Origin of the sequence: Pseudoalteromonas sp. APC 3355 (assembly GCF_030407615.1) — a bacterium.
Lineage (GTDB): Bacteria > Pseudomonadota > Gammaproteobacteria > Enterobacterales > Alteromonadaceae > Pseudoalteromonas > Pseudoalteromonas distincta.
In genome coordinates this window covers 195,616-218,939 of record NZ_JASDDB010000008.1, presented here as the reverse complement: position 1 = coordinate 218,939, position 23,324 = coordinate 195,616, and the positions used below count along the sequence as shown (strand labels likewise).

The window sequence follows — 23,324 nt, the reverse complement described above, 5'->3', positions numbered from 1 at the left end:
GATAGTTGATAGGTTTATTTTCCCTTGCATAAAGTTGTTTTTTTGTTAACCTACTCGCCTTCCATTTTAGTCTTTTTGAGGTGTTTATGGCGTTTCTATCTCGTTCGATATTGGCGTTATCCATGGCGCTCTCAAGCACTAGTGTCTTTGCTCAAGCCCAATGCGATGTTGAATTACGTCATGGTTTAATTATTACTGACGATGCAATTCGCATATTAGATAAAGGCCAAACTCGTGTCCAAATTAATAACAATAACCAACTGTTTATTCGCGGTTATTGGGTTGATTTAAGCGATGACGAAAGCAAAGTACTCGAACAGTTTAGTAATGGTATTCGCCACACAGTCCCCGAATTAGTAAACCTTGCTACCGATGGTGTTAACTTAGGTTTAAGCGCTATTGAACACGTAGTTGAAGGTATGTCAGACAAAGAACCTGAAGTACTTAAAACACAATTGCAGTATGTAGAGCGCGCGCTAATGGATAAGTTTAAGCGCGGAGATGACTTCTTTTTTATAGCCCCTCAATCACTTTCGCAAATAGATGATTTTTTTACTAAAGAGATCAGCCAGCAAATTCACTCTGCTGTGCATGGATCGTTAGGTGCTATTTTGGTATCACTTGGAGATGCGTTTAAATCGCGTGAAGGTAATATAGAAGATCGCATTAACGACATGGGGCAACGCATGGATATTATCTCAAGAGAAATTGATAAATCGCTACAAAAAAAGGCACATCAATTAGAGCTTAAGGCTTCTGAGTATTGCGAATGTTTAAATGCACTCGATGTAACCGAATCTCGCTTACAGGCAATAGTACCTGGTATGGCCGATTACGATTTAGTGCAAATAAAGTCTTAGAGTACGTATTCGTTTTTAGAATAAAATAACACCGAGTATAAATATACTCGGTGTTTTGCTTTATGATTGATTAAATGATTGATTTAAAATAAGCGCTTCTACTTTTTATTCTAAATTGGTGAGCCCGGTGGGATTGGCAGCACTTTAAAGTTGTTTGGCCATTGCCCTTTAATTAAAAACTGATTTACTTGCTCAGCTAAATATTGCTTAAACGCACTCTCGCCAGTACTTGTATGGCTCAGCATTGAGTTTTGGTTAAAGTCTTCACTCAATTTAACTAAGTAGTAACGTAACTGCGCTTGCACTTCAGGGCTTGCACTATCGCTTGCTACTAAATCAGCCATGGCTTTTGCAGTTAAAAATTGCACGCGCTGAGTTATTTTACCTGTCATTGTATTAGGTGATGACGCGTTAAACACTTGGCCATATAGCTCCTCAAGTAACTCATCTAAACTATAAAAGTCATTACTACGTGCTTGCTGCTGCGCTAGGCGGTTTAAACGTTGTGCGTTTAATAAAAGCGACAAGCTGTGCTGCACTGCAACCTCGGGTAATGCCATTGCATCGAGCGTTAACCCTGTGCGCCCCACTATGCTCTCGCGCGACTTAGACTCGCCGTATGCTTTTGGTGGAATAAGTGATAGTACCGATTCAGGAAGTAACAAGTTACTTGGCTTAAGCGTTGCAAAAATAGCGTTTACCGCTTCTTGTTGCATTTTTTTATCAACCACTTGCGCACCTTTTACGGGTGAGTCACTGCGTGTTTCGTATTCGTAATCAACACCGGCTATAAGCTTCACCGCAGCCTCAACCTGAAAACGGTGAAACAGATAAAGCGGAACTAGTTTTTCCTCTAATTGCGATAATGAATCGCCCGTTTTAATATTATTAATACCAAACTGCGAAAGCGCTTTTTTACGTACGTCGAGTACTCGTAAAAGCTCCTGCGAAGGATTAGTGCCGTTATCCCATAAATGAGCGGTTGGATGTGCGCCACCTTTAGCACGAGCGTCGCTATCTGATATAAACTCAAGGCCTTTGGCTTTGCTCTCCTTTAAAATAGCAGCGAGTTCTGCGCTTTCATCTTGGTTAGTAAAATCGCTATAGCCATATTTAATTACTTGGGTATCCCATACGCCCATGCCTGTTGCATACCCGCGCGTTACATCAAGCTTACCTTGTTCATTAAAACTAAGTAGCGGATGTGGGTAATCCATTACAGAAGCTCTATCACCTACCGATGCCGCAAAGTTATGAGCAATACCTAACGTGTGACCAATTTCATGCGCACTTAATTGGCGAATACGATCAAGCGCCATTGCTTGCAAGTTTTTAGCAACTTCATTGCCTTTTAAATAAGGAGCAGCGAGTGCTTCAGCTATTAAAATATCTTGGCGAACACGCAATGAGCCAAGTGTTACATGCCCTTTAAGTATTTCACCTGTACGTGGGTCGATTACAGAACTTCCGTATGACCAACCACGCGTTGCACGGTGTACCCATTGAATGACGTTGTAACGAATATCCATAGGGTCGGCACTACTTGGCAGCACTTTTACTATAAATGCATTTTTATATCCTGCAGCCGTAAATGCGTCGTTCCACCATTTTCCACCTTCAAGCAAAGCGCTTTTAACGGGCTCTGGAACGCCAGGATCAAGGTAATAAACGATTGGTTTAACAGGCTCACTAATAGGTAAGCTTGAGTCCTTTTTAGTTAGACGATGACGTGGTATATAACGCACATACATAGACTCACCAAGCGGCGCTGCGTAATCTTTATGTTCTATACTCCAAAAACCTGATTGCGGATTAAACTTACGAGGTGTGTAGTTATCATCTGGTAATTGAATAAGTGAATGATGCATATGAACAGTAAGCGCATAAGGGTCGGCACTTACTTGGCGAACAAATTCACCTGGTTTTGTGCCTTTAAATGTAAGTACAGCTTCAAGCTCGGTGTTTTTTACAAATGCTTTTGAGCGATTCATATAAACGGCACTACGTGATTCATCAAGGCTAAAGTTGCCTTGCTTACGTGCAGCAAGCTTGCGACTTACGCCATGTACATCACTTAATAAATAAGGCGTATAATCAATAAGTGCTGTGGCTTTATCCTCTGCGACTACTTTAAAACCAGCAAGTATACTTGATGCAAACGCCTCTTTGATACTTTGCTGTTCAGCCTTGTTACTTGTGTTAGCACGATAGTAAGTATTTACAGCGCGTAGCATTACTTTGTCGCCAAAACGCTCAAACTGCACAAGGTGAGTATTACCAAGCTGACCTCTATCAAGGCCTATGTCGTTAGAGCCAATACCGTAAGGCAAGCTTTGCTGCAGTAAAAATTGTTGTTCAAACTTATCAACTTTTAAATATACTTTTCCGTTTTGGGTATCGTAAAAAAACGAATAATAGCCCGGAAAATGATTCATTTGCGTAGTAAATTCATCAATTGACTTAATTGCTGCGTGCGCTTGAGTTATGATAGAGCACAGCACAGTAAAGAATATGTAACTTAGTAGTGGTATTTTTTTCATAATCTTATCTTTGTTATTTGTGTTTTAAGTACGATTAGGTGGTCCCATTATAGGGTGCTATTTAAACAATACAGTTATTTAAGACGAATTTCAGCGCTCTAAGCTAATCTCTCTCACATTATGATTGGTTTTAACACGTTATCAGGAAAATAGAATGCGTAGACTCCCTCCAGTATTACTTGAAGATGGTTGTTCAAGAGAACTTTTATCATTAATTCGAACAGTTTTAGCGGCATGTAAAGAAATTTCGTTTCGCGTTGGTCAAGGCGCGCTTTCTGGCGTATTAGGCTCAACCCTTGATGAAAACATTCAAGGTGAAACTCAAAAAAAGCTCGATGTATTATCTAATCAGCTGTTAAAAGATATTTTACTGGAATCAGGTACGGTTAAAGCAATCGCCTCTGAAGAAGAAGACTACACAGTAGCAGGTAACCCAGACGCTAAATTTATAGTGGCATTTGATCCACTCGATGGCTCGTCAAATACGGATATTAACTCACTTGTGGGTACTATATTTTCTATTATGGAAGCGCCTGAAGGCTCTGACGCTGCTGATCAAAGCATATTTATGCAGCCAGGCCACAAACAAGTTGCAGCAGGTTACGTACTTTACGGGCCATCAACAATGCTTGCGCTGACTACAGGTAAAGGCACGCGCATGTTTACCCTTGATAAAACACAAGGCAGCTTTTTACTTACACAAGATTTTGCCGAAATCCCTGCTGATACAAACGAATTTGCCATTAATACGTCTAACCAACGCCATTGGCAGCCAGCTATGCAAAACTACATCAATGATTTGCTAGCAGGCGATACAGGCCCGCGCGCTAAAAACTTTAATATGCGCTGGATTGCAGCAATGGTGGGCGATGTACATCGCGTGCTTAGCCGTGGTGGTTTGTTTACTTACCCTACAGACACTAAAGATCCTAAAAAGCCAAATAAATTACGCCTACTTTACGAAGCAAATCCAATGGCTATGTTAGTAGAGCAAGCTGGCGGTATCGCTTCCACCGGTACTGAGCGTATTATGGATATTCAGCCTGATGCAATCCACCAGCGAGTAGCTGTTATTTTAGGTTCTAAAAACGAAGTAGAAACGTGCTTGGGATATCATAAATAATCGCTTAAAACGGTTGTTCTCAATTTAAAAAACCGCATTCAATTGAAGTGCGGTTTTTTTTAGGTGAGGTTTTACACCTCGCTTTTTAAATACCAAAGCCACGTTACATGAGCGCGAAATAAATTCGCACTTACAGGTCTATGCCCCATGTTGTAGGTGAGGTTTTATACCTCGCTTTTTAAACACCAAAGCCACGTTACATGAGCGCGAAATAAATTCGCACCTACGGTTTGGTGTATTTTGTAGGTGAGGTTTTACACCTCGCTTTTAAACAAATCAAACTTTTACTAAGGCAACTATTTGAGCAAGCTTTTGATGATTAAGCTCTCCCATTTGCTCGCTATTACTGAGCGCATAAATAAAACCTTCGTGCTCAGTACAATCAATATCATCTCGCGATTCAATTACGTTTGCCCAAAGCTCTAAATCATCTAAGTCTATTTCGTTACTTAAACAGCGTTTAAGCACATCAATTAAAACCTCGGTTGAGAGAGTATAATGAGTTTTATTGCTATCAGCAGGGCTTGAAACGATAACCGATATAGCTTCGTCCCTTTGCTCACCAAGTGTAATAAATTCAGCTAATGCTTTTTGTGTATTCATAATATTTGTTATTCTTGGCTCACTGTTACTAAAAAGAATTATAATGACTGAACTTAACTGCACTCAATGCCACAGTACTTTAACGTGTAATGTAGACGATATATCAGCGTGTTGGTGCAATGAGCTGCCGGCTATTTTACCGCTTGATATCACAGCAACAAGTTGTTTATGCCGCAAGTGCACGCTTAATAAAATAAATACTTTTTTAGAGGGTGTTTATACACAACCTATTAAAACCCAAATAGACTTTGCAAAGCAATATAGAGGTAACGACAATTTAATTGAAGGGCTCGACTACACCATGCAAAGTGGTTACATGATATTTAGTAAGTGGTTTTTTTTAAAGCGTGGTTCGTGCTGCAAAAATGGTTGTAAAAACTGCCCTTATGGTTTTAGAAAGTAAAAGCTATTTAATACAAATACGAGTAAGCACTGGTTTTTACCTTCTTATTTTCTTCTCTTTCACTTCTCCTTGTGAGTAATATTTTTAAATACTGTTATTCACAAAGAGATTTAGAGACGCTGCGCTTTTAGAGTAAGCGATTGTATAAAAATAGTATTCAAATACGAGCAAGCACTGGTTTTTACCTTCTCATTTTCTTCTCTTTCACTTCTCCTTGTGAGTAATATTTTTAAATACTGTTATTCACAAAGAGGTTTAGAGGCGCTGCGGCTTTAACGTGAGCAAGCTTTACATATCCAACACATCTATTTTTCTCCCGTGGCGATGGGTAATGAATCACTTGCACCCCACTCACTCCACGAGCCATCATAAACGCTTAAATTACTGTAACCACATTCAGTAGCAAATAACGCTAAAACACAGGCTGTAATACCTGAGCCACAGCTAAACTGTAACTGCTGCGTATCATCAACCACGTCACTAAATATCGCTTTAATTTCGGCAAGTGGTTTAGCTTCACCTTTATTAAGTAAATCCATAAAAGGCAACGAGCGACTATTTGGGATATGCCCGCTACGCATGCCTTTTCGGGGTTCACTTTCTTCGCCTGTAAAACGCTTATAAGCACGTGCATCTAGCAATACAGTGCTGGGCTCATCGATTGCGTCAACCACTTGTTGGCTATTGATAAAATACTCAGAATTATAGCTTGCCGTAAAATCACCTTTACCTAACGATTTGCTATAACCTTGCTGTGTGGCGTAACTGCTCTCTAACCACTTTTTAAGGCCACCACTGAGTACTTTTACGTTGTGATGCCCCATAGCTTTAAACATCCACCACGCCCTTGCTGCGCTAAATAAACCGCCATCTTCATATACAACTATAAACGAATCGTTATTTACACCTGCATTTTGCATCACGTGGGTAAACTGCTGCTCGCTGCATACCGTACTTGGTAAGGAATTTGATCTATCGGCCAACTCGATTTTTATGTCAAAACGTTTAGCGTTGGGCAGCATTGCTTGCGGCGAATAAGTACCCAAAACACCTGGGCGCAGCATACCTGCATCAAATATCACTAATGCAGGGTTGTGGAGTTGCTCGTGTAATTGCTGACAGCTAATTAGGTTTTTCACTACGATTCCTTATCACCATGATATTTAGCAAACTCGTCATTACCCGTAAAACGCGCTTCAATCGCTTTAATGTGTTTATCTTCAGTGTGTTTCCAAACGCCAGGAATACAATATACATGTTCAATAAAGCTAAAAAACTTATCCTTTAATAATGTATTTGGTTGCCAGCCCTGCATTACTTCGTTCAGATTTGCTGCAAGCTGCTCTGCAGTGCTCGCATGCTTTACCAAACCCTCAATGTTGTAACAGGCTTGTCCAAGAGTTAAAACTCGTTTATTTAGCAGTAATGCTTCTAAGCCGACCGTTGAATTAATCGTTAATACGGCTTCTGCGCACTTAATCAAATCACTCGTTTGATTTCCATTAGCAAAGATTGCAATCGGATCTTTTTCATAAAGATGAGCGTAATGCTTATGCCACGACGGATGCTCTTTAAAAACCACTTTTAAACTTGGATCATTTAAGCTTTTGACAGCTTTAATCACCTCGTCGTAAAACATGTCCATAGAGTTTATCCACGGAGAAAAGCTAGCTAATTGAGTATCATGAGGTACTTGAAAAGGCGCAAATATATAGCGTTCTGGCACATCGGCGCACTCAAATTCACAGCGTTTTTTATGATCAGCTCTTGGAATCAAATCCGGCGCAGAAAAGTTTAACTTATTTTGTGGGTCAAAATTTAGGTAAAAAGAAGGGTCACGGCTTAACGACGCATTATAGTTTATACCATTAGGGTCTAAACTGCTTGTACCGGGTAGTAAACCATTTTCATAATAAAACTGCTTTACACCTAATGCTTTTGCAGCCATAGCAACGGTTGTATTTGGAAGTTTATTGCCGTTCCAAATAACAATGCATTCAGGATTAGTCTCGGTTAATAAGGCTAAATACTTAGCGTATCGTAATCGTTCAAATAAAACTAAACCAGCACTATAAACCGCAGTAATGATAGAATTATTCCAAGTTGTATTACGTGCTCTTTTACGTTTTAGTTGAGAGTTTACTACACCAGTAAAATTAACTTGGAACGCATCTTTTAAATATTTCACAGCAGAAAGCTTAGGCGCTCCCATGATGTGTAATTGGCAATTCATCGACAATCTTTTGATTATTTTTTTATAGTATTTTGCGTGTACATTTTTGCGAGAAATAAATAGATAAGCCATACAAGCTATATTTGCCAATTGTTGTTTTTATGAAATAATTCTATGTGGACAATGCAATCAAAGCAAGGTTCCCTTTACTTAATAATTACTTTGAAAGCTTTATAGTTACATTTTTATAATTTCATCACGAAGTGGCGCCATTCTAGAAAGAATATCGTTTTGTAAGCTATGGCTAACATCTTGCTCATTCATTGCATTTATAAGCAAATCAACAACATGATTAAAATCTTTCTCTGTAATATGCATACCAGTATGAATTGCCACCATAGAGTCGCCATCGTATGTACACGGGCCCTCTACTAACATGCACACATGATTAATAAATCCTTGGCGGAAATGCGCTATATTACTGTGTTCAAAGTAATGAATTATCTGCTCGTCATTGCCTATTTGATAGATAAAGCTATCAACAATTCTGCCTATCCCCGCTTTACCATCCAGCTTTTGATAAAGTGAGAGCTTAGTAGAATTTGCACACCCACTAAGCAACCCTAAAAAAATCAAAAAAATACCAACGCTTTTCATTACCAATACCCTGTTACCGATAAATACCAACCTGTTTGATCGTCAGCCCCTGCAATGCTTCCTAAATCAAGGTAAGCCGCTGTCACACTCACATGCTTGTTAGGCATCCACGCTACAAATAAGTCTTTCCAATCTTGTTCGCCTAAGTTTAAGTTATTTGATTTTTGACGATACTCAACACCTACGGCTATTTCGCGACTAAAAAATAGTGCTGTGCTGCCTTCAAATAATACTTTTCCGCTAGTATTTTCTCCACCGTAACCAAGTAAACCAAGTTGATTAGCTTCGCTGTATCGTGTAGTTACGTTCCAAAACCAGTTATAGCCAGCAATAGCCCCTAAATGTAATTTACTAGCAGCGAGGTAGTAGTCAGTGCCGCTGGTATCTTCTGCACCTACAAGTGTTGCAATACTGCCATCATCCAGTGATTTATGCTGAATCCCTAAGCTAAGTTGTGGCCAATCACTGTAAACAATATCGCCATACAAACGTATTTTAGCACCTGTAATTGATTGCTCTATTTCAGCATCAAGTGCTGGTACATCAAAGCGCTGTTGGGCATAACTAAGCTCAACACGATTAAATAAATTAAGTTGTGCACCACATACGTCAAGTGTGTAGTCGGTTACATCTGCGCGGCTACAAAAGCCATTTACCGAGAATTCATCATCACTTGCGTACCCAGCAAGTTGTGCCCACGGTACAATCCCCCCGCCGCCACTGCCTTCAATTTGAGAAACTCCCGGCGTAGCTAGCAGTTTTCCATTGCTTGCAATGCTCGGCACACTAACTATTAAAAACAAACTTGCTAATAAGTATTTAATTTTTTGCATAGTATTCCTCCAGCCATTCTTCTAATAGCTCTGCTTTTAAAGGCCTACTTAAGTAATAGCCTTGTGCATGGTCGCACTGCATGCCTCTAAGTAAATTTAATGAGCCAAGCGTTTCAACCCCTTCAGCTACAACCGAGAACCCTAGCTGATGTCCCAACGTAATTGATGATTGCACTATAAATTGATCTTTTTGCGATTCATCAAGTTTTAGGATAAAGCACTTATCTAGCTTAAGCTCATCAATAGGCAGCATTTTTAATCTACCAAGTGATGTTTGCCCTACACCATAATCATCTAATGATATTTTAACGCCAATTGCCTTTAGGTTTTCGAGCGCTTTAATACCTTTTTCTTCGTTTTCGATCATATCGCGCTCAGTAAGCTCAATAGTGATCAGCTTAGAATCTACTTTGTACTTTTTAAGCGTACGAACTAATGCTGCATGAAAGCCTGGAAATGCTATATCTTGCGCAGATACATTTATTGCAGCCTGTAAGTTTATATTTTTAGACTGCCAATCAGCTACTTGTGCTACAACCGTATTAACAACCCACCCAGTAAGTTCAACAATAAGCCCCGACTGCTCAGCTAAGTCGATAAACAGTTCAGGATTGACCCAGCTACCATCTTTTCGCTGCCAGCGAATAAGCGACTCAACTTTATCTATTTTTTGCGATTTTAAATGTAATTTTGGCTGATAAGTCATAAACAATTGACCATCGTCATCACTAATAGCCTGCTTTAATTCATCAAGCATTATTAAGCGATCTAAGTGCGCTTCGTCTTCGCCATTTTGATAGTAATGTATGCTCTCTTGTTTGTTTGCAGCACTTTCAACTGCAATTAGCACACGGCGCATTAAGTCATCACTTGCAATACCTTGTGTAGGATACTGCACAATGCCTGCACTAAAGCGTAAATTAATTTTTAGTTTTTGAATGGTGTAGCACGCTTGTAATTGTGCCATTAATCCAACAATACCGCTTTTGTGTTCACGCGCTGCAGCAGTCGGAAATACAGTTAAAAACTCATCGCCGCCAATACGGGCATGAAAGCCCCCTAACTCATCCGAAAACTCACTTATTCTGCAAGCAACGGCCTTTAGGCAGTCATCACCAATGCGCGGACCGAGCTTATCGTTTATGTGGCGAAGACCTTTTATGTCTATTGCAACGAGCGTGTACTCGGCTGATGAATCTAACTCATCATCAAGCACCTCAAGCATTGCTGAGCGGTTATAAAAGCCTGTTAGGGAGTCGTGCCTAGCTTGAAAGCTAATTTGTTGCTCGCGCTGATTAATATCATTACCCATGCTATCAAACGCTGCGACTAGCGTGTCTATTTCGGTACTTTGCCTTCGCCCTTTGAATTCAAATGCATAATTACCTTGTGCAAATTGCCTTGCTATTACAGCTAATTGAGTAAGTGGCGTAGTTAAATTATTTGCAAATATGCTGCTTGTAATAACACCCACCAACATAGTTAAAATAGCTAAAATAATGAGTGTAAAAAGCAGTTTTTCGAAGTCACTATAACTTTGTGTTAAATCGGCACTCAGTAAAATAATTATGGGATGGGTCAACAACGATGGTAAATCTATATCTCGGTTACGATACACTAAATACTCACCAAAAAACCGCGATGTGGTTACGGTACTAAAATAGCTAACAGGTTCAAATTGCTCAGGGCGGTTAGCTAATGAGCTAATAACAATATCGTCAGCACTGCCTATAAAACTTACATCCATGCCTGTTAAGCTTTTTAGTTCATGGGCTACATTGTCGTCAATTTTAAAGCCCACCAAACTATAGGCTACTGTACGTGGCGCTTTTACAGGTAATAAAATAATTTGATACAGTTCGTTATTAAGCACCACAAAGCTAGACTCTTCTGGCGCACTTAAAAGCTCTTCCATCAAGGGCTTTAAGTTGTGTGCAAAAACGTCTTCATCAGTATTAGCGGAAATTAGCTTACCCGATAAATCAAGTAACAACATTAATTCGGCATCAATACGCTGACTGTGATTAAACAACACGCTGCTGATTGTACCTGCATCTCGCGTTGCTACAGCTTGCTTAAAACCAAAATCGGAGGTGAGTACTTTTGCAGCGGTTAACAGTAGGCTTTCTTTTGACTTTAAATATTGCTTATAAACATTTTGCGCTACGGTAATATCTTGATTTACTTTTTCTTCTTGAAACTTACTTGTAGACCACCAAAAACTAAACAAACTGACCATAGTGGTTAATAACACTAAGCCAACACATAAAATGGTTATGCGATTTCGTAAACTATTAGTCATTACCAGCCTTAAACTTACTACCAAAGGTATTTCTAGGTGCTGGAGTTGATGTGTTTACTGTTATCTGTAACTGTTTTTGAGAATTAATTGTTATCATTTTTTTATTCTCCAATGGTGCTGTTTGTAATGGATGCCATACACTCACTTGTGCAGGCAGTGTATTAATAGGCAAACTTACATAGCCTTTTTTATCTGTTTTATATACGAATTCGCTGTTAGCTACATAAATATAGCCAACCATAGAGTCATGTATATTACACCCCAAAACAACAACCCCTTGTTGCTCAAACGTAATGGGCTCTTTTGGTTGGCCTGAATATAATCTTAGTTGAAAAGGCTTAGCTTGTGAAAAAGAATAAACATGATGGCGAATATTATCGCTGTTAGGAAAGTTAACTTTTTGACCCTGTTGTACAACTAATAATTCGGGTAAAAACTGCTTATGGACTTGATCCATTATAGCAATGGGCAAATTTGATGGTGTGGCTTGTTTACCAGCAATATTTAGCTCAACCACAGCACCTGATAACTTTTGGCCGTGTTGATCTTCTATTACTAGTTCAATATTTGCACTTAAAGCAAACTGACTAAAAAACAAACCTATAGCTAAAAAGTAATGACTTTTAGCAAACTTTTGCAATGCCCGTTCAAACATAACAATACCTAAACATTAATGTTAGGTTAAGTTAATTAGAGACGAGCACTAATTGCAAGAATTATAGCCCAGTAACTAAAAATAAAGATTTAGTTACTGGCTTTATTAGCACTTAAGTGCTGTTATTTAACAATTAATCCGTAATCGTTATCTAAAATAGTAATAACTTCTTGGCGAGGATCTTCAGGGATCACGATATCTCTGCCAACAATTTTACTCGCTATGCCAACATAGGTATTTGACACTTCAAGCATTACTGATTCTGGTAAAATATAATCTTTAGCTAACTGCTCACGCTCACTCATGCGATCTTTATTTAATAATACGTCGCTCTCTGGCACGTTATTAATCAGTAATTGACGAAAGCCTTCTTTAGAATTTTCAACAATTTTACCGTCTTTGTAAGCAGCTTCATCCCAAATACGTGACGAATCAGGCGTGCCTACTTCATCAATATATATAAGCTGTTGCGCGCCATTTAAATCCTCTACATAACCAAACTCAAATTTAGTATCTACAAAAATTTGGTCAAGCTTCGCTAGTTCATCACTAATTAATTTAAAACCTTCAACTAACAGTTTTTCGTATTTGGTTACATCATCTGCCGATTTAAAGTTAAATACATCTAAGTTATTAGTAATGTTAGCGCGAGTAATATTTACATCATCAACTGGCGGAATATCAGCAACGCCTTCAATAATACCTTTTGTTGATGGCGTAATTAAAACGTTATCAAGCTTTTGGTTCGCTTTTAAACCCTCTGGTAATTCAATACCACAAAAGTTACGTATGCCTTTAGCGTAATCGCGCCACATGCTACCCGTAATATATTGGCGAGCAATTGCCTCCACCTTTACTGTACTGGCTTTGCGTACAATCCACACATACGGATGCGGAATATCTACAATATGATTGCCCGCAAGACCCGCTTTATCAAATAACTTAAACCAATGGGCTGCCACTGAGTTTAGCGCTATACCTTTACCTGGTACGCCATTTAAACCGTTTTCGCCTTGCCAAATGCAATCAAATGCAGAAATTCGGTCTGAAATAACCATAATCGCAAGCTCAGTACCTGTTGGTACTTGATAGCCTTTATCTTTAATTAATCGAGCGCTGTCTTCATCAGTTAACCAATAAACTGAACGAACTTTACCGCTGTGTACTTCACCTTTGGTACGAATGGGTAAATCATCGTTTACGTCTAAAACTTTATAGCTAGTCATGCTATCTCCGGGGTTAGGGATGCTCTTTGAGCAAAGTATGGTATGGGGTTATATGGGCTGTATAATAATCTAGCCAACCTCAAAGCTCAATCGGATGCTTAAAACAAATAAAGGCATATATTTATAAGCAAGTCGCAATGGGGTAAACTTAATGTGCTAACCAGCCTGAGGAGATAGCTTGAACTACTTAACTGCCACTAAAAATAAAAAATACTTAATGTATATTTCTCAGAATTATTCATACGCTATCTTGAGACCTTTGCAGGCGCAAATATTGGCACATGGTGGTGAAGTACGCTGGTTTTTAGCGGGTAGCGAAGTAAACCCCGATTTTTTAACCACAGACGAGCCACGTTTACATACCATAAAAGATGTAAAAAGCTGGGCTCCAAACATTACATTTATACCGGGTAATATAGTACCTAGCTTTATTCCAGGTAAAAAAGTAGCTGTATTTCATGGTTTTAATTCTGAAAAGCGCAGCTCTGAAGGTAATCGTGGTCATTTTACTATTCGTGGTTGTTACGATTTATATTGTACGCAAGGCCCAAATACAACAACCCGATTTAAAGAGCTAGCTAAGCAGCATGGTTTCTTTAAAGTAACTGAAACTGGCTGGCCAACACTCGATCCACTTTTTAGTAATACTTCAAATAATCCTTATGTAAGCGACGACCCTCGCCCTACTTTACTTATATGCTCTACTTTCTCACGAAAGCTATCACTTGCTCCTAAATTATATGAGCAAATAAAACATTTTAGTGAACAAGGTAAGTGGCGTATTTTGATGCAGTTTCATCCTAAAATGCCTGCCGAATGGGTTAATAAATATAAAGCGCTGAATAACGAAAATCTAACATTTATTGAAACCGATAACGTTTTACCGTTACTGCAAGCTGCTGATGTTATGCTGTGCGATACATCGTCAGTTCTTTTAATGTTTTTACTACTACGTAAACCGGTAGTCACGTTTTGTAATCAAAAACCACTTCCTCATTTACTTGATATTACCGACGCTGATGAAGTAGAAGCAGCGATTGAACACGCGCTTACTAAACCTAGTGATTTAATGCAAAATATTGAAAGCTATTGCCAGGAACTTCATCCGTATACCGATGGCCAATCTAGCCAACGCGTATTAAATGCAGCTAATGAATTTTTACAAAGTAACGAAAAACTAAAACCCAAGCCATTAAATATAATAAGACAGCTAAAAATGCGTAAAGATCTAAACTACTGGGGTTGGTAATCTGATAATGATAAACCTCAAAAACGTAACTTTTAAGTGGCATAAAAGCGATAGCTCACCCACGCTCAACATAAAAGAGTTAGTTATAGAAAAAGGTGAGCATATTTTTTTACACGGTCCTAGTGGCTCAGGTAAATCGACCTTATTAGCGATTCTTGCTGGCATTAATACAGTCACTAGCGGTGAGGTATCAATTTTAAACCAAAACCTAACTACATTAAGCAATACCACCCGTGATGTTTTTAGAGCGGATCACATTGGCTACATTTTTCAAAACTTTAACCTGCTTCCTTATTTAACTCCTATTGAAAATATAACGCTTGGGTGTGAGTTTTCAAAAAGCCGAAAACAAAAAATATTAAAGAAATCATCAAATAAAAACTCTGCCTTACAAAAAGAAGCGATACGGTTATTAAATGCTTTAGGCCTTACTGCCCAGTATCACCATAAAGATGTAGCGACATTGAGTATTGGACAGCAACAGCGCGTTGCTGCCGCTCGCGCATTTATAGGCAGCCCTGAATTAATAATTGCTGATGAGCCCACATCTGCACTCGATACAAATAACCGTGAAAGCTTTATAAAGCTACTGTTTGAGCAGGCAAAGTTATCTAATAGTACGTTGGTATTTGTGAGCCACGATGAAACACTAAAGCCTTTATTTAACCGCTCCATTGACCTTATAAATTTGCAGGGGCAGGTATGATCATCGCTAAACTTGCTTACAAAAGCTTATTAAATCGCCGCGCAAGTGTACTGCTTACATTATTTACTATCGCAATTAGTGTAATGCTACTTTTGAGTATTGAACGTGTACGAATTGATGCTAAAAGTAGTTTTAGTAATACTATTTCGGGCACTGATTTAATTGTTGGTGCGCGTACCGGCGATATACAGTTGCTTCTTTCGTCAGTATTTAGAATTGGCCATACTAATAACGGCGTAAGTTGGAAAAGTTATCAATACATAACAAGTCAGCGAGGCGTAAAATGGAGCATACCTATAAGCCTAGGCGACAGCCATAAAGGCCAAGCGGTACTAGGCACAACACTTGATTACTTTAGCCATTATCGCTTTGCAAAAAAACAAAATTTAACCTTTAACAAAGGCCACCCTTTTGCCGCAATTAACGAAGTGGTGCTAGGTAGCGAAGTTGCAAATAAACTAGGTTATAAACTTAACGACTCTATTGTTATATCGCACGGCATGGGGAACACGAGTTTTCATCATCATGACGACAACCCATTTAAAGTCGTCGGCATTTTAAACCCAACAGGCACGCCAGTTGATAAAACGCTGCATATTCCTTTGGCTGCAATCGATTTAATTCACGGCGGTAAAGCGAGCCTTGAGCATGAGCATGAGCATGAGCATGAGCATGAGCATGACGAAGATAACAACCTAGTTGGTCACCCTAAGCAAATTACAGCATTTTTAATGGGATTTAATTCGCCTTTGTACACATTACAAATTAGGCGCAATATAAATCAATATAAGCCAGAAGCCCTGCTTGGCATTATGCCAACCGTAACACTTAAAGAGTTATGGGAAATGCTCGCCATAGTAGAAAAAATACTATTACTATTCTCAGCTGTTGTCGTGTTAGTTAGCCTACTTGGCATGTTAACGACATTGCTTGCAAATCTGAGCCAGCGACGTCGCGAACTTGCTATATTGCGCTCAGTAGGCGCTCGCCCTTGGCATTTATTTACACTTATAAGTATTGAATCATTACTGACAACTTTACTTGGTTGCCTAGTGGGTAGTGCGCTTTACTATTTAGTTATTTTTTCAGCCGGCGGTTACTTACAAAGCCATGCCGGTATAAGCGTAAATATCACAATGCTCTCTTACTATGAACTGGGCTTAATCGGGGTTATTATGGCCGCAGGTTTTGTTATTGGCTTAATACCCGCTACTCGCGCTTATTTTTATTCACTCAGCGATGGCATGAGTATAAAAGCATAATTTTTAGGTATTTTATGACATTTTTTAAAACAGCTTTTCAATACATTGCTGCTATTAGCTTATTATTTATAAGCGTAGCGAGCTGTGCCAATCCACCAAAAGAAATTTTTTGGGAAGACTTAATTCCCAAAGGTCATATGCAAATAGACACTCAAGCACAAGCTAATCACGAAGGCAGCGATCAAAACTGGGTGCAACCCGATTTAGATGCTCCAGTGGTAAAAGCGCTTGATGGTCAATCGGTAAGTTTGCCAGGTTTTGTTGTGCCACTTGAGGGCGATAGCGAAGTCATTACTGAGTTTTTACTTGTGCCTTATTTTGGCGCCTGTATACACGTACCACCACCACCGCCAAATCAAATAGTTCATGTAACGATTAAAGGTGGTGTGCCTATAGATAGTCTGTACGACGCAATCGTGGTAACCGGAATAATAAGTACAGAAACATGGTCGGGCGAAATCGCGCAGGTAGGATATAAAATGAAAGCTGTCGGTGTAGCACCGTTCGAGCTTTAAAATAAAGGGCCCGCTTTTAAAGCTGGCCCTTAAATCTCATTAAATTTAGAGTCGGTAAAATTCAAATAACTACTTTTGGCAATTTGAGCAAAAAATAGTACTGCGTTGCCCTAATCTAATTTCTTCTAATTCGTTTTCGCACGTCATACATGGCTTGCCTTTGCGCCCATATACTAATAACTCTTGAGCAAAATACCCAGGCTTACCATCACTTTGTGCAAAGTCTTTAAGCGTTGTACCACCTTGTGTAATAGCCGCTGCAAGTGTGTCTTTTATAATAGGGATAAGTGCTTGATAACGTTTGAGCGATACTTTTCCGGCTTCTCGCTTTGGATGTATACCCGCTTTAAATAATGATTCATTCGCGTAAATATTACCAACACCAACAACCACTGCGTTATCCATAATAAACTGCTTTACCGGTACTTTTTTATTGCGCGATTGTTCGTACACGCGTTTAGCAAAAAAATCATCTGTAAGCGGCTCAGGACCTAGCTTAGAGAGTAGCTTATGCACTTCACCGGGCTCTTGCCATAAGCAACAACCAAAACGACGAGGGTCGTTTAAGCGCAGCGCTTTACCGTTGCCAAAAATAAACTCTACATGGTCATGCTTTTTAAGCGGCTCACTTTTATCTACTACACGCAAATTACCTGACATACCCAAATGTAAAATAGTGCTCCCAAGCTCACAATGTAAAAGTAAATATTTAGCTCGTCGTTCAATACTTGTAACAATTAGCCCTTCAAGTTGATACACGTCATCTGGCACTGGCCAGCGCATACTGGCATTGTAAATATTTACCTTTGTGACAACTTGGTTTTGTACGTGGGGAGTGATGCCCATTCGGCTCACTTCTACCTCTGGTAATTCAGGCATTAATTAGACTCACTTTGTGAAAAATCAAAACTAGGGAATAACTGCTGAGCAGTTTTTAAATCGAGTGCGAGTATTCGCTGGCTTCTCTTTTCGAGTAAATAATATTGACCATCGCCTTTGTAGAGCAAATAAACCCACGGCATACTTTCGCCAGCTAACTCAAATGTAGCAACGTATAAAGGCGCATTAGGGTTAAAAACAACAGACTCATTAACCCCCATTAACGCCGCGCTTTGCCATTGGTTAACTAAATCACTAAGCTGCTGCTCAGACGCTTTCCACACGAGCGGTATATCTTTTTGTAGTGGTGTTGTACGCCAACTTGTTCCTATGCGCTCAATTTTTTGATCAACAAATTGCAGTGTGAGTACAAAACTTTGCTGGGGGAGTACAGCTTGTAACGCTGGTTTATCCTCACCTCCTAAAAATTGCTTATGCCAGCCATTTAAAAAGAAGATCATAATCAACATCGAAAATATTATAACGTTGTTCCAACCTTTACGGCCCAGTCGCATATAAATACACCTAGTAAATTCAAGATTTTAAAGTGTAACTAAAACTTAATTGCGCTGTCTATATGTTAAAGGCCGCAGACTTTGTTAGAATATCGACAAATTTAAAGGAGTTCCGTCAATGTCTATGTATGTAGTGGGCCATAAAATCCCAGATTCAGATTCTATTTGTGGTGCAATTGCACTGGCTTATTTAAAAAACCAAATTGATGAGCCAGCAATTCCAACTCGTCTTGGTGAAGTTTCACCTGAAACTCAATTTATTCTTGATAGATTTGGTTTTGAAGCACCAGAGCTTAAGTTAAGCTACGCTGGTGAAGATGTGTATATTGTAGATCACACAGAAAAAACACAAGCACCTGATGATATCGACCAAGCTCGCGTTGTTGGTGTGGTAGATCACCATAAATTAGGTGACTTAACATCATCGACTCCGCTTGAATGTTGGATTCGTCCTGTTGGTTGTTCAAACACCATTATTAAAATGATGTATGACTTCTACAACGTAGAAATCCCTAAAGACATCGCTGGTATCATGATGTGTGCAATTTTAAGCGATACAGTTATATTTAAATCGCCAACATGTACCACAGCCGATATTAAATGTGTTGAAGCGCTTGCTGAAATTGCAGGCATCGAAGACTTTAAAGAACTTGGTATGGATATGTTCCGCGTTAAATCTGCGGTAGAAGACACACCAGCGCGTGATTTAGTAATGCGTGACTTTAAAGATTTCAACATGAACGGTAACCTAGTAGGCATTGGCCAGCTAGAAGTAATCGACCTTGCTGTTTTTGACGATATTAAAGCAGACCTTGCAGCCGATATTGCTAAGCTAAAAGTTGAGGGCAACCGCCACTCTGTATTTTTACTGCTTACCGATATAATGAAAGAAGGCTCAGAAATGCTAATTGTATCTGACGATGCAAACTTAGTTGAGCAGGCTTACGGTGTAAAACCAGAGAATGATAAAGTATGGTTAGATGGTGTACTGAGCCGTAAAAAGCAAGTAGTACCACCACTACAAGATGCATTCACAAAAATCTAATGATACCAATTTTATTAAAAACATGATTATTTTATCGCATTAAATAGCTTACTCACTGCGTTAAAAATGATTCATATAGAACAACTATATGTCATAATTTTCGCCTTGTTATTGAGCTATTTTCTCAGCGCTATAATAAATCACTAATTTAATGCTATTGGTATAACGTTTTTTGATTTAAAAGCCTTGTTGGTTATGCCAACGAGGTTTTTTTATGTCAATTCACTAATCATAGTTTAAAAACAAAAAACCCAGCCTAAGCTGGGTTTTTAAATTCTAAAAGAAGAACTAAAATTACTTAATTTTAGCTTCTTTAAAAAGAACATGTTTACGAATCTTTGGATCAAACTTTTTGATTTCCATCTTCTCAGGCATGTTACGTTTGTTTTTGTCAGTAGTGTAGAAAAAACCAGTACCGGCAGTTGAAACTAAACGGATTTTATCGCGCATGATTCAGATCCTTAAACTTTAACGCCGCGAGCACGGATTTCTGTAAGAACCGTGTCGATGCCTTTTTTATCGATAATACGCATACCTTTAGTAGTAGTGCGTAATGTTACAAAACGTTTTTCACTTTCAACCCAAAAACGGTGTGTTTGTAGGTTAGGTAGGAAACGACGTCTAGTCGCGTTTCTCGCGTGTGAACGGTGATTACCAACCGCTGGACGCTTACCTGTAACTTGACATACTTTAGACATGTCTATATATCTCCAATAACTTCGCTCGAGCTTAATTTAATCTAAGGCCGTGTATTTCCGCCCTAGAGATAAATCGAAGGGCGCTCTTTATACAGCTTTTACAGGCAAAGATCAAACACTGATCTATCCAATCAGCTCATATATGTAAATTTGATAGCGGCTAATTATAAAGATCGAATGCCCTTAGGGAAAGTAAAAACTGCATTTAAATTAAACTAATTTGCCAAAACACGTTAAACAGCTCATTTTTAACACACTTATGTGTCTAACAAAGCTAAATCAGGCCTCGCTCGGCAAACGAAACACAGGTTTCTCCACCAACAATGATGTGATCGAGCACACTTATGTCGACCAATTGCAGTGCTTGCTGCAATTTATTCGTAATAAGTTTGTCTGCTTGGCTCGGTTCTGCAATACCACTTGGGTGATTATGCGCAAAAATAACAGCGGCTGCATTATTTTTAAGGGCAGCCTTTACCACTTCACGCGGATACACACTGGCAGAATTAATTGTGCCATAAAAAAGTATTTCGTCTTTTACTAATCTATTTTGGCTATCTAGGTATAACACCATAAATACTTCTTGTTGCAAGCCTCGCATTTGAATTGTTAGATAGTCATAAACTGAGTTTGGCGAATTAAACACTGCATCTCGTTGGCAACGTTCCTGCATATAACGTTGGCTTAGCTCTAATACAGCTTGTAGCTGCACATACTTAGCGGTCCCTAACCCCTTTTGAGAGCAAAACTCCTCAATACTGGCATTAAACAAATTATGTAGGGTTTTATTTTCATTTAATAGATGCTGAGCCAACTCAATTACATTCATTCCTGGTAACCCCGTTCGTAAAAATATGGCAAGGAGCTCAGCATCAGTAAGCGCTTTAGCTCCTTTCGCGATGAGTTTTTCACGAGGTCGAAGTGAGTTTGGAAGTGAAGTAAGTTGCATTGTTCATCCTTGAGAGGCGAAAGTGTCTTATAAATGTAATGCAAATTTAAAATTTAGCCTGTTATTTCGAATTAAAAAACTTCGCTGTACGGGTAAAGATTTGTTATTTTAAGCCCAATATTTAATAAAAACTGATGAACATTCATGACTAACTTAACAAACAAAAAAATTGTACTAGGTATTACCGGCGGTATTGCAGCTTATAAATGCGCAGAACTCGTTAGGCGATTAAAAGACGCTGGTTGTGAAGTAAAAGTAGTTATGACTGAATCAGCTAAACACTTTATTACACCACTGACCATGCAAGCCGTTAGTGGAGAAACAGTCTCTGACTCATTACTAGACCCTTCTGCTGAAGCTTCAATGGGGCATATTGAATTTGCAAAATGGGCTGACTTAATTTTAGTTGCCCCAGCTACCTGCAATATTATTGCAAAAATGGCAGCCGGCATTGCTGACGACCTACTAACGACGTTACTGCTAGCAACGCCTGCAAAAGTAGCTGTAGCACCAGCCATGAACCAGCAAATGTATGCACACGCAGCTACACAAGCAAATTTAGCCACATTAAAAGCACGTAACGTACTTATTTGGGGCCCAGGTAAAGGTGAGCAAGCCTGTGGCGATATCGGCGCTGGGCGAATGTTAGAGCCACATGAGCTAGTTGCACTATGTACAGCAAAAGAGCACCCGCAATTACTTGCAGGAAAAACAATTACAATAACGGCAGGCCCAACGCGAGAGCCTCTCGATCCGGTACGTTTTATATCAAATCACAGCTCTGGAAAAATGGGTTATGCACTAGCAGAAGCCGCTTTGCAATTCGGTGCTAAGGTTAATTTAATTTCGGGTCCTGTCACTATAAAAGCCCCTACTGGCGTAAACCTTATCAATATAGAAAGCGCTGAGGAGCTATTAACTGAGTCACTTACCTATGCACCACAATCTGATGCTTTTATAGGTTGCGCTGCTGTTGCGGATTATCGAGCTGCAAACATTGCGACTCAAAAAATGAAAAAGCAAGGCGACGAACTCACCCTTACGTTAACTAAAAACCCTGACGTAATTGCGGCTATTGCAAACCTTACACAAAACCGCCCCTATACGGTTGGATTTGCCGCCGAAACTCAAAATGTAGAAAGCTATGCTAAAGGTAAACTACAAAATAAAAATCTAGATATGATTTGCGCTAATGACGTATCAAAAAGTGGCTTAGGGTTTAATTCCGATCATAATGCTTTAACACTGTACTGGCACAATGAACAACTAGAATTACCAACAACAAGTAAAGTAGAAATAGCTCGCAAGGTGATCGAACAGCTGGCTAAACATCTATAAAAAGGCTGGAAACAAACTGAATAAAACATTAACATACGCCAATCATTTGAACAAAAAATGACTAGGGTTCTTAACTGCGCCACTAAGAATAACTAATAAAAAGGAATGTTCATGCCTGCGACAAAAAGAAGTAATCGCAAAGAGCAAATACTGCAAGCACTCGCACAAATGTTAGAAACTAATTTAGGACAACGCATCACCACAGCAAAACTGGCTGCTGAGGTGGGTGTGTCTGAAGCCGCGCTATACCGTCATTTTCCGAGCAAAGCGCGTATGTTTGAGGGCTTAATTGAGTTTATTGAAGATACCCTTTTATCTCGTATAAATATTATTATTGAAAACGAAAAAGAAAGCCAAACGCGCATTTATAACATTCTATTATTACTTTTAACCTTTGCTGAAAAAAACCCAGGTATTACTCGTATTTTAACGGGCGATGCTCTGCAAGGTGAGCAGGAACGTTTACGCGAACGTGTACAAACCTTGTTTGAAAAACTAGAAACTCAGTTTAAACAAGTGCTTCGTGAGCGCAAATTACGTGAAGGTAAAAACTTTCAAAGTGATGAGCTTACACTTGCAAACTTTTTACTTGCCTACGTTGAAGGCAAAATGAACCAGTTTGTACGTAGCGACTTTAAAGCAAAGCCAAGTGTTCAATTTGAAAAACAATGGCTTGAGCTACAAAAAATTTGGTTGTAATTACTGCTCAATTAATAAATTAAATACTAAAAAACGACCTGCGGGTCGTTTTGTCGTATGTAGCTGCCATTTATCTGATCCGCTCGAATTATGA

At 39.1% G+C, this 23,324-nt stretch carries 24 protein-coding genes; 10 read left to right on the top strand and 14 right to left on the bottom strand.

The window, feature by feature from the left end; all coding sequences use genetic code 11:
- The first annotated feature begins 86 nt into the window (after positions 1 to 86).
- Positions 87 to 860, top strand: coding sequence for a YggN family protein (locus tag QMA08_RS12380; protein ID WP_024595182.1), 774 nt, complete (start codon positions 87 to 89; stop codon positions 858 to 860).
- Positions 861 to 970: 110 nt separating this feature from the next.
- Here the strand turns inward: QMA08_RS12380 and QMA08_RS12375 are convergent, their stop codons facing one another.
- Positions 971 to 3,400, bottom strand: a complete 2,430-nt coding sequence (locus QMA08_RS12375) for a zinc-dependent metalloprotease (protein WP_200219523.1) — start codon at positions 3,398 to 3,400, stop codon at positions 971 to 973.
- A 154-nt stretch (positions 3,401 to 3,554) separates the two neighbouring features.
- On the opposite strand from QMA08_RS12375, the gene QMA08_RS12370 reads away from it, so the two are divergent.
- The gene (locus QMA08_RS12370) at positions 3,555 to 4,523 is read left to right on the top strand and encodes a class 1 fructose-bisphosphatase (RefSeq protein ID WP_154903726.1); all 969 of its coding nucleotides are present in this window, start codon (positions 3,555 to 3,557) and stop codon (positions 4,521 to 4,523) included.
- 276 nt (positions 4,524 to 4,799) lie between these two features.
- On the opposite strand, the gene QMA08_RS12365 is transcribed toward QMA08_RS12370, so the two are convergent.
- Positions 4,800 to 5,126 (bottom strand): hypothetical protein, encoded by a 327-nt coding sequence (locus tag QMA08_RS12365; RefSeq protein WP_290174610.1) that lies wholly within the window; start codon positions 5,124 to 5,126, stop codon positions 4,800 to 4,802.
- A 43-nt stretch (positions 5,127 to 5,169) separates the two neighbouring features.
- Here QMA08_RS12365 and QMA08_RS12360 point away from each other — a divergent pair, with 43 nt between their 5' ends.
- On the top strand, positions 5,170 to 5,529 hold the full coding sequence (locus tag QMA08_RS12360) for a DUF5522 domain-containing protein (protein ID WP_004335496.1): 360 nt from the start codon (positions 5,170 to 5,172) through the stop codon (positions 5,527 to 5,529).
- A 305-nt stretch (positions 5,530 to 5,834) separates the two neighbouring features.
- Here the strand turns inward: QMA08_RS12360 and QMA08_RS12355 are convergent, their stop codons facing one another.
- The 7 genes from QMA08_RS12355 to QMA08_RS12325 all read right to left on the bottom strand — a co-directional run bounded on the left by QMA08_RS12355 (position 5,835) and on the right by QMA08_RS12325 (position 13,375).
- On the bottom strand, positions 5,835 to 6,668 hold the full coding sequence (locus QMA08_RS12355; RefSeq protein ID WP_200219524.1) for a sulfurtransferase: 834 nt from the start codon (positions 6,666 to 6,668) through the stop codon (positions 5,835 to 5,837).
- Entirely contained in the window at positions 6,668 to 7,762 is a 1,095-nt protein-coding gene (locus QMA08_RS12350) for a capsular biosynthesis protein (RefSeq protein WP_234047860.1), read from the bottom strand. Before QMA08_RS12350 ends, QMA08_RS12355 begins: the two co-directional genes overlap by 1 nt.
- A 177-nt stretch (positions 7,763 to 7,939) precedes the next feature.
- The gene (locus QMA08_RS12345) at positions 7,940 to 8,359 is read right to left on the bottom strand and encodes a group 1 truncated hemoglobin (RefSeq protein ID WP_200219526.1); all 420 of its coding nucleotides are present in this window, start codon (positions 8,357 to 8,359) and stop codon (positions 7,940 to 7,942) included.
- Positions 8,359 to 9,192: a DUF3034 family protein gene (locus QMA08_RS12340; protein ID WP_290174609.1), complete on the bottom strand. Its 834-nt coding sequence runs from the start codon at positions 9,190 to 9,192 to the stop codon at positions 8,359 to 8,361. Before QMA08_RS12340 ends, QMA08_RS12345 begins: the two co-directional genes overlap by 1 nt.
- A complete protein-coding gene (locus QMA08_RS12335) occupies positions 9,179 to 11,494 on the bottom strand; it encodes an EAL domain-containing protein (protein ID WP_200219528.1) in 2,316 nt (771 codons plus the stop codon). The genes QMA08_RS12340 and QMA08_RS12335 overlap by 14 nt, the downstream gene beginning before the upstream one ends.
- The gene (locus tag QMA08_RS12330; RefSeq protein WP_200219529.1) at positions 11,487 to 12,149 is read right to left on the bottom strand and encodes a methylamine utilization protein; all 663 of its coding nucleotides are present in this window, start codon (positions 12,147 to 12,149) and stop codon (positions 11,487 to 11,489) included. Before QMA08_RS12330 ends, QMA08_RS12335 begins: the two co-directional genes overlap by 8 nt.
- A 122-nt stretch (positions 12,150 to 12,271) precedes the next feature.
- Positions 12,272 to 13,375 (bottom strand): phosphoribosylaminoimidazolesuccinocarboxamide synthase, encoded by a 1,104-nt coding sequence (locus QMA08_RS12325; protein WP_004335513.1) that lies wholly within the window; start codon positions 13,373 to 13,375, stop codon positions 12,272 to 12,274.
- Between the two features lie 178 nt (positions 13,376 to 13,553).
- On the opposite strand from QMA08_RS12325, the gene QMA08_RS12320 reads away from it, so the two are divergent.
- The 4 genes from QMA08_RS12320 to QMA08_RS12305 are packed head-to-tail and all read left to right on the top strand — an operon-like array spanning position 13,554 to position 17,107.
- The gene (locus QMA08_RS12320) at positions 13,554 to 14,624 is read left to right on the top strand and encodes a CDP-glycerol glycerophosphotransferase family protein (RefSeq protein WP_290174608.1); all 1,071 of its coding nucleotides are present in this window, start codon (positions 13,554 to 13,556) and stop codon (positions 14,622 to 14,624) included.
- A gap of 7 nt (positions 14,625 to 14,631) precedes the next feature.
- On the top strand, positions 14,632 to 15,330 hold the full coding sequence (locus QMA08_RS12315; protein ID WP_290174607.1) for an ABC transporter ATP-binding protein: 699 nt from the start codon (positions 14,632 to 14,634) through the stop codon (positions 15,328 to 15,330).
- On the top strand, positions 15,327 to 16,592 hold the full coding sequence (locus tag QMA08_RS12310; RefSeq protein ID WP_290174606.1) for an ABC transporter permease: 1,266 nt from the start codon (positions 15,327 to 15,329) through the stop codon (positions 16,590 to 16,592). Before QMA08_RS12315 ends, QMA08_RS12310 begins: the two co-directional genes overlap by 4 nt.
- Before the next feature lie 14 nt (positions 16,593 to 16,606).
- A complete protein-coding gene (locus QMA08_RS12305; RefSeq protein WP_039488291.1) occupies positions 16,607 to 17,107 on the top strand; it encodes a DUF3299 domain-containing protein in 501 nt (166 codons plus the stop codon).
- A gap of 69 nt (positions 17,108 to 17,176) precedes the next feature.
- On the opposite strand, the gene mutM is transcribed toward QMA08_RS12305, so the two are convergent.
- Together mutM and QMA08_RS12295 are read right to left on the bottom strand one after the other, a co-directional pair.
- The gene (mutM, locus tag QMA08_RS12300; RefSeq protein ID WP_004335526.1) at positions 17,177 to 17,986 is read right to left on the bottom strand and encodes a bifunctional DNA-formamidopyrimidine glycosylase/DNA-(apurinic or apyrimidinic site) lyase; all 810 of its coding nucleotides are present in this window, start codon (positions 17,984 to 17,986) and stop codon (positions 17,177 to 17,179) included.
- Positions 17,986 to 18,501 carry a hypothetical protein gene (locus tag QMA08_RS12295; protein WP_004335529.1) on the bottom strand — a complete coding sequence of 172 codons (516 nt, stop codon included), beginning with the start codon at positions 18,499 to 18,501 and terminating at the stop codon, positions 17,986 to 17,988. The genes mutM and QMA08_RS12295 overlap by 1 nt, the downstream gene beginning before the upstream one ends.
- Before the next feature lie 118 nt (positions 18,502 to 18,619).
- On the opposite strand from QMA08_RS12295, the gene QMA08_RS12290 reads away from it, so the two are divergent.
- Positions 18,620 to 19,546 carry a manganese-dependent inorganic pyrophosphatase gene (locus tag QMA08_RS12290; protein ID WP_004335532.1) on the top strand — a complete coding sequence of 309 codons (927 nt, stop codon included), beginning with the start codon at positions 18,620 to 18,622 and terminating at the stop codon, positions 19,544 to 19,546.
- 294 nt (positions 19,547 to 19,840) lie between these two features.
- Here QMA08_RS12290 and rpmG read toward each other — a convergent pair whose 3' ends face one another.
- The 3 genes from rpmG to radC form a co-directional block, all read right to left on the bottom strand.
- Positions 19,841 to 19,996: a 50S ribosomal protein L33 gene (gene rpmG / locus QMA08_RS12285; protein ID WP_004335545.1), complete on the bottom strand. Its 156-nt coding sequence runs from the start codon at positions 19,994 to 19,996 to the stop codon at positions 19,841 to 19,843.
- Positions 19,997 to 20,007: 11 nt separating this feature from the next.
- A complete protein-coding gene (gene rpmB, locus QMA08_RS12280; protein WP_004335549.1) occupies positions 20,008 to 20,244 on the bottom strand; it encodes a 50S ribosomal protein L28 in 237 nt (78 codons plus the stop codon).
- A gap of 274 nt (positions 20,245 to 20,518) precedes the next feature.
- A complete protein-coding gene (gene radC, locus QMA08_RS12275; RefSeq protein WP_007581936.1) occupies positions 20,519 to 21,193 on the bottom strand; it encodes a DNA repair protein RadC in 675 nt (224 codons plus the stop codon).
- Positions 21,194 to 21,337: 144 nt separating this feature from the next.
- Here radC and coaBC point away from each other — a divergent pair, with 144 nt between their 5' ends.
- On the top strand, positions 21,338 to 22,531 hold the full coding sequence (coaBC, locus tag QMA08_RS12270) for a bifunctional phosphopantothenoylcysteine decarboxylase/phosphopantothenate--cysteine ligase CoaBC (RefSeq protein ID WP_290174605.1): 1,194 nt from the start codon (positions 21,338 to 21,340) through the stop codon (positions 22,529 to 22,531).
- A 111-nt stretch (positions 22,532 to 22,642) separates the two neighbouring features.
- Positions 22,643 to 23,230: a nucleoid occlusion factor SlmA gene (gene slmA / locus QMA08_RS12265; protein WP_004335558.1), complete on the top strand. Its 588-nt coding sequence runs from the start codon at positions 22,643 to 22,645 to the stop codon at positions 23,228 to 23,230.
- Positions 23,231 to 23,324 lie beyond the last annotated feature (94 nt).

Bases quoted from the DNA above. Each gene is read 5' to 3' on its own strand.
- QMA08_RS12380 (WP_024595182.1), top strand. From the start codon at position 87: ATGGCGTTTCTATCTCGTTCGATATTGGCGTTATCCATGGCGCTCTCA.
- QMA08_RS12375 (WP_200219523.1), bottom strand. From the start codon at position 3,400: ATGAAAAAAATACCACTACTAAGTTACATATTCTTTACTGTGCTGTGC.
- QMA08_RS12370 (WP_154903726.1), top strand. From the start codon at position 3,555: ATGCGTAGACTCCCTCCAGTATTACTTGAAGATGGTTGTTCAAGAGAA.
- QMA08_RS12365 (WP_290174610.1), bottom strand. From the start codon at position 5,126: ATGAATACACAAAAAGCATTAGCTGAATTTATTACACTTGGTGAGCAA.
- QMA08_RS12360 (WP_004335496.1), top strand. From the start codon at position 5,170: ATGACTGAACTTAACTGCACTCAATGCCACAGTACTTTAACGTGTAAT.
- QMA08_RS12350 (WP_234047860.1), bottom strand. From the start codon at position 7,762: ATGAATTGCCAATTACACATCATGGGAGCGCCTAAGCTTTCTGCTGTG.
- QMA08_RS12345 (WP_200219526.1), bottom strand. From the start codon at position 8,359: ATGAAAAGCGTTGGTATTTTTTTGATTTTTTTAGGGTTGCTTAGTGGG.
- QMA08_RS12340 (WP_290174609.1), bottom strand. From the start codon at position 9,192: ATGCAAAAAATTAAATACTTATTAGCAAGTTTGTTTTTAATAGTTAGT.
- QMA08_RS12335 (WP_200219528.1), bottom strand. From the start codon at position 11,494: ATGACTAATAGTTTACGAAATCGCATAACCATTTTATGTGTTGGCTTA.
- QMA08_RS12330 (WP_200219529.1), bottom strand. From the start codon at position 12,149: ATGTTTGAACGGGCATTGCAAAAGTTTGCTAAAAGTCATTACTTTTTA.
- QMA08_RS12325 (WP_004335513.1), bottom strand. From the start codon at position 13,375: ATGACTAGCTATAAAGTTTTAGACGTAAACGATGATTTACCCATTCGT.
- QMA08_RS12315 (WP_290174607.1), top strand. From the start codon at position 14,632: ATGATAAACCTCAAAAACGTAACTTTTAAGTGGCATAAAAGCGATAGC.
- QMA08_RS12310 (WP_290174606.1), top strand. From the start codon at position 15,327: ATGATCATCGCTAAACTTGCTTACAAAAGCTTATTAAATCGCCGCGCA.
- QMA08_RS12305 (WP_039488291.1), top strand. From the start codon at position 16,607: ATGACATTTTTTAAAACAGCTTTTCAATACATTGCTGCTATTAGCTTA.
- mutM (WP_004335526.1), bottom strand. From the start codon at position 17,986: ATGCCTGAATTACCAGAGGTAGAAGTGAGCCGAATGGGCATCACTCCC.
- QMA08_RS12295 (WP_004335529.1), bottom strand. From the start codon at position 18,501: ATGCGACTGGGCCGTAAAGGTTGGAACAACGTTATAATATTTTCGATG.
- QMA08_RS12290 (WP_004335532.1), top strand. From the start codon at position 18,620: ATGTCTATGTATGTAGTGGGCCATAAAATCCCAGATTCAGATTCTATT.
- rpmG (WP_004335545.1), bottom strand. From the start codon at position 19,996: ATGCGCGATAAAATCCGTTTAGTTTCAACTGCCGGTACTGGTTTTTTC.
- rpmB (WP_004335549.1), bottom strand. From the start codon at position 20,244: ATGTCTAAAGTATGTCAAGTTACAGGTAAGCGTCCAGCGGTTGGTAAT.
- radC (WP_007581936.1), bottom strand. From the start codon at position 21,193: ATGCAACTTACTTCACTTCCAAACTCACTTCGACCTCGTGAAAAACTC.
- coaBC (WP_290174605.1), top strand. From the start codon at position 21,338: ATGACTAACTTAACAAACAAAAAAATTGTACTAGGTATTACCGGCGGT.
- slmA (WP_004335558.1), top strand. From the start codon at position 22,643: ATGCCTGCGACAAAAAGAAGTAATCGCAAAGAGCAAATACTGCAAGCA.